General features: G+C 48.4%; 7 protein-coding genes. 2 read left to right on the forward strand and 5 right to left on the reverse strand.

The window, feature by feature from the left end:
• Nucleotides 1-380: 380 nt before the first annotated feature.
• The gene (locus ACK5NH_RS11645; protein ID WP_416920260.1) at nt 381-929 is read left to right on the forward strand and encodes a gamma carbonic anhydrase family protein; all 549 of its coding nucleotides are present in this window, start codon (nt 381-383) and stop codon (nt 927-929) included.
• 55 nt (nt 930-984) lie between these two features.
• On the opposite strand, the gene ACK5NH_RS11650 is transcribed toward ACK5NH_RS11645, so the two are convergent.
• Nucleotides 985-1260 (reverse strand): DUF1488 domain-containing protein, encoded by a 276-nt coding sequence (locus ACK5NH_RS11650; protein ID WP_416920262.1) that lies wholly within the window; start codon nt 1258-1260, stop codon nt 985-987.
• A gap of 20 nt (nt 1261-1280) precedes the next feature.
• Nucleotides 1281-2159 carry a shikimate dehydrogenase gene (gene aroE / locus ACK5NH_RS11655; RefSeq protein ID WP_416920264.1) on the reverse strand — a complete coding sequence of 293 codons (879 nt, stop codon included), beginning with the start codon at nt 2157-2159 and terminating at the stop codon, nt 1281-1283.
• Nucleotides 2160-2330: 171 nt separating this feature from the next.
• Between aroE and ACK5NH_RS11660 the strand changes: the two genes are divergently transcribed.
• Entirely contained in the window at nt 2331-2768 is a 438-nt protein-coding gene (locus ACK5NH_RS11660; protein WP_416920266.1) for a group II truncated hemoglobin, read from the forward strand.
• A gap of 30 nt (nt 2769-2798) precedes the next feature.
• Here ACK5NH_RS11660 and hemF read toward each other — a convergent pair whose 3' ends face one another.
• The 3 genes from hemF to ACK5NH_RS11675 form a co-directional block, all read right to left on the reverse strand.
• Nucleotides 2799-3707 (reverse strand): oxygen-dependent coproporphyrinogen oxidase, encoded by a 909-nt coding sequence (gene hemF, locus ACK5NH_RS11665; protein WP_416920268.1) that lies wholly within the window; start codon nt 3705-3707, stop codon nt 2799-2801.
• 29 nt (nt 3708-3736) lie between these two features.
• Nucleotides 3737-4303, reverse strand: coding sequence for an L-threonylcarbamoyladenylate synthase (locus ACK5NH_RS11670; protein ID WP_416920270.1), 567 nt, complete (start codon nt 4301-4303; stop codon nt 3737-3739).
• Between the two features lie 138 nt (nt 4304-4441).
• Nucleotides 4442-5005: a topoisomerase DNA-binding C4 zinc finger domain-containing protein gene (locus ACK5NH_RS11675; RefSeq protein WP_416920272.1), complete on the reverse strand. Its 564-nt coding sequence runs from the start codon at nt 5003-5005 to the stop codon at nt 4442-4444.
• Between the last annotated feature and the right edge of the window lie 60 nt (nt 5006-5065).

A 5065-nucleotide genomic window follows, 5' to 3' on the forward strand; every position in this document is an offset into this window, starting at 1 on the left:
CGATTAACTCAACACCTGTGAGTGTCCACACAGATTTCTTGTTTAGATTGTTAAAGAGCATTTGACCACTCACTTCGCATTACCGCTCAGCGGGTCAGGGCTGCGTATTCTACGCATTTCCCATTTGGCGTCAAGGCGTTTTTGCAAACTTCTTGCCGCTTTCGAACCAACTGCACAATTTGCATTCGATTCTGACTCACACCGCACTCGCTTTCGCTGTCTGCCGTGTCAGTGGATGCGCATTATAGGCAGCAGAACTTTTTGTGCAACCCCTAATTTAAAGATAATTAGCTTTTTTACACTGTTCGTTGAATATTTGACCTGACCAGTCAGTTTTTAGCCTTTATAATGCGAAAAACCACTCAATTAGGGACTTTTTTATGTCAGGGCCACTCAGAACTTACCAAGGGATTCATCCACAACTCGGCGATAATGTGTATGTAGACTCTGCTTCGGTACTCGTTGGCGATATCGCTTTAGATACAGACGCCAGTATTTGGCCTATGGTGGCAGCGCGTGGTGACGTAAACCATATTCGTATTGGTAAGCGTTCCAGTGTGCAGGATGGCAGCATATTGCACGTGACCCGAAAATCCGCCTCTCGTCCTGACGGTCATCCATTGATCATTGGTGATGATGTGACGATTGGGCATAAGGCGATGCTGCATGGCTGCAAGGTTGGCAATCGTGTATTAGTGGGGATGGGCGCGATTATCCTCGACGGTGCCATATTAGAAGATGATGTGATTTTAGGTGCGGGTTCGTTAGTGCCACCAGGTAAAGTGCTGCAGAGCGGCTACTTATATGTCGGCAGCCCTGCGAAACAGGCGCGACCTTTAACCGAAGCGGAATTAAAGTTTTTACCCGAATCAGCGGATAACTATGTGCGCTTGAAAAACGAATACTTGGCAGAACCTCAGCCAGAGTAGTGTTTCTATTAAATTGGATGGCAGCGTTTAAGCTGCCATCTTGTTCATTTTGCTTTTAGCCTAAGTGCACTGCACCAAACTCATCAAACTCTTCTGCTTCAATTAAGGCTTCTGCCATTTCTTCAGCATCGAATCGCACCGCATCAAATATCGCTAACATGGCGGCCGCTTCATCGCTATTAGGCTGAGGCGAAAAGTCATTTAACTGCGCCAGCTTCTGCGCGCTGATATAACACTTAATGTTCATTCCCTGCTGCTGGGCAATAAAGCAAATGTGCTTTTGGGTTTCATCCCAATGTTGCAGATCGGGGAATAAAATACTCTGATTCATCTTATCTTCCTCTTGAGCCTCTATTGCGCGTCGGCCTGTAGTTTGTCCCTGAGCAATTTAAGCACTCCTGAGGTATCTGGCTCGACGCCACGCCAGAGCGCAAAACTCTTCGCAGCTTGACCGACAAGCATACCCAGTCCATCAATCACTTGCGCTGCACCCTGTTGCACAGCCCATTGATTAAATGCCGTTGGTTTTGCGCCATACATCATATCGTAGCAAGCCGTTTTGTTGCTGATGATGGACTGTAGTAGTGGCGGTAGCTCTCCCGCGAGACTCGCAGAGGTCGAGTTAATCACTAAATCGAACTCCCCCGGCAACTCTGGCATCGACATCGACTGGAGTTTATCGCTGTAGCGCCCTTGTTGTACTTGGCTAAAAATCTCCACTAAGGCCTGCGCCTTACTTTGAGTGCGGTTAGTGATGACTAGTTGACCCACTTCTGCCTTAAGCAATGGCAAGATACAGCCGCGCGCCGCGCCGCCGGCCCCCACCAAGAGCACCCGCTTATGCTGCAAACTGCCGAGATGGCGAACAAGATCGGCCACCAGCCCCAAACCATCGGTGTTATCACCATAAATAGTGCCATCGGCCAGCAAGCTTAAGGTATTAACTGCCCCCGCCAGTGTCGCTTCGGCACTTAGGCTGTCGCAGAGAGCAAAGGCTTGCTCTTTAAAGGGCACGGTCACATTCGCGCCCTTTCCTCCCGCCTGAAAAAATGCTCGTAAACTCGCTTCAAAACCATCGATGGGCGCCAGAATCGCTTCATAACTCAAAGGCTGCTGCGTAAGGGACGCAAACTGTCCATGAATAAAGGGCGATTTACTGTGACCTATCGGATTGCCAAACACGGCATAACGATCAAGCACTGGCGTAGTTACTGAAGGCATATCTGTCATCTGCGGGATTCTATTGGCTGTGATTGGCTTGCAGTCTAGCGTGCTTTTAGGCGGTAGCACAGCCTAATGGTGAGCCTAAGTTGTTGTACCTGACTTTAGCCTTCTGTTTCGCAGTGGCATTCAGGCTATAATGCGCGCATCGATATTGTAGACAGCAATGCAGTTAGACCTATGAACTGGCTTAAAAAGATTTTTAGTAAACACACAAGCGCGCCGGATGACAGGGATCCGAATCAGTCAAATGCCTATGATTTAATTGGTGGCGACAAAGTGATCCGTGCGATTGCCCATAGTTTCTATCAGAAAATGGCAAGCTCAGAAGAAACACAAGCCTTATTCGCTATTCACCGTGCACCGATTGCGGAGTCGGAACAAAAGCTCTATGAATTCTTAAGTGGCTGGCTCGGTGGTCCGCAGTTATATCAGCAAAAATATGGTCATCCTGCATTACGCGCTCGGCATATGCCCTTCGCAGTAGATGAGACAATGCGGGATCAATGGCTATTTTGCATGAAGTTTGCCATTGAAAAACATATAAAAAAGCCAGAGCATCGCGCCGCTATCTATGAGGCGATTTCAACTCTGGCTGATCATATGCGTAATCAATAAGGTACAATTACGCGACTCGTGTTAGCGTGCTTATACCCAATCTCGAGGTTTGAGGTAGTTATCGTAAAGATCTGCCTCAGGGCTGCCCGCCTCTGGTGTATAAGCATATTGCCAGCGTACCAATGGCGGCATTGACATCAAAATGGACTCAGTGCGACCACCGGTTTGCAGGCCGAACAAGGTACCTCTGTCGTATACCAGATTGAACTCAACATAACGGCCGCGACGATATAACTGGAACTCACGCTCACGCTCGCCATAAGGCGTCTCTTTACGGCGCTCAACAATCGGCGCATAAGCGGTTAAGAAGCCATTCCCCACTGCCTGCATAAAATCGAAACTCTTATCGAAGCCTGCTTGGTTCAAGTCATCGAAAAACAATCCGCCCACGCCGCGGGTTTCATTACGATGTGGCAGGAAGAAATACTCATCACACCACTTCTTATATTTAGGATATACATCGTCGCCAAAGGGCAGACACAGATTTTTAGCGGTTTGATGCCACTCGCGCACGTCTTCTTCGAAAGGATAGTAAGGCGTTAAGTCAAAACCACCACCAAACCACCAAACGGGATCCGCACCGTCTTTATGGGCAATAAAGAAACGCACGTTAGCGTGGGTAGTTGGAATATAAGGGTTTTTAGGGTGAATAACTAAAGAGACGCCCATGGCCTCAAAGCTGCGCCCCGCCAGTTCAGGGCGATGAGCCGTTGCCGATGCGGGCATGGCCGCACCTGTTACATGGGAAAAGTTCACCCCGGCTTGCTCGAATACCGCACCTTGGGTTAAGACACGACTGGTGCCGCCACCGCCTTCGGTGCGCGTCCATGAATCGGCCACAAAGCTTGCTTGCCCATCCAATTGCTCAAGACCCGCACAAATTCGATTCTGTAGATCGAGTAAAAATGCTTTTACCACTGTCGCATCTGGCACGCTCATCTGCTTTTATCCTTTGCGTTATAAATCAGTTATTGTCCGTTACGTAATATCTTACCGCTGCGGGCATCAATAATGGTGGAGGGTTGACGCTGTTCGCCTAATGACCCTAATACTAAGGCATCAATCTTACCCTCAAAGGCATTAAGAATTTCATCACCGCAGAGCGCGGGATCTTCGCCGGCTAAATTGGCGCTAGTCGAGACCAGTGGTTTACCCAAGGCCAGGCATAAGGCTCGCACCCCTTCATGGGCGGAGACACGCACGGCGATAGAATCAAACTCACCACATAAATAGCGCGAAACATGCGGCTTAATCGGCATCACAAAGGTAAAGGGACCAGGCCATTTAGAAAAGGCAAACTCGAGTTGCTCGGCGCTCAACTGTGACTCATCGACATAATCCACTAGCTGGGAAAACTCGCTCGCCACTAAGATAAGCCCTTTTTGCCAAGGACGTTGCTTTATCGCGAGTAATTTTTGGATGGCGGTGTCGTTGTCTGGATCGCAGCCCAAACCATAAACGGCTTCAGTGGGATAAGCGATAACGCCACCGTTTAGCACTATGTCTTTAATTTCAGATGGGTGCAGCTGTAACATCTTAATATCACCTTATGAATTGAATCGATTTCTACAAACACGTTTTGGCTTTTTTAGCGCTTGGCCACCCCATCCGTGGTCGATGGGGGATTATACCCAAGGGTGTTTATACGACCAAATCTTTAGAGCCAGATCACACTAAAGCGCGCGTTTGTATTTACAGCTTTTTTGCGGACATTCTAAACGCATCCCCGCGGCCCCTTTGCGCTCGACTAAAATACCAAAGCCACAACTCGGGCAAGTTTCGGCAACGGGAGGATAATTCACGATGAATTTGCATTTGGGATACGCACTGCAAGCATAAAAACTCTTACCAAAACGGCTGGTGCGATGCTCAAGCTTGCCAGTTTTGCATTCGGGACATGCCACCTCGGGCTTATCGCTCTCCTGATCTGGCCTTTCTATGTGGGTACAACTGGGATATTGAGTGCAACCGATAAAGATACCAAAACGCCCCGATTTGACCGCTAACTCATGGCCACACTCAGGACACTTGGAACCTTCAATCACTTGGGTTTCAATCGATTCATGCTGCACTAAAGGACGGGTATATTCGCAGGTGGGATAGTTGTTACAACCTATAAAACTCCCATGTTTGCTATGTTTTACCGACAACTCGCTGCCACACTCAGGGCATAGCTCGTATTCTTTTTCCAGTGCGTGCTCATGGGCACTAAATAGTTGTTCATCGATCTTAGACATAATCATTACCACCAGTCATTGCGTCTAATCCGCAGATAACTCACCACACAGGTATTAACA

Source organism: Shewanella sp., from assembly GCF_047975355.1.
In the GTDB taxonomy this organism is placed as follows: Bacteria; Pseudomonadota; Gammaproteobacteria; order Enterobacterales; family Shewanellaceae; genus Shewanella.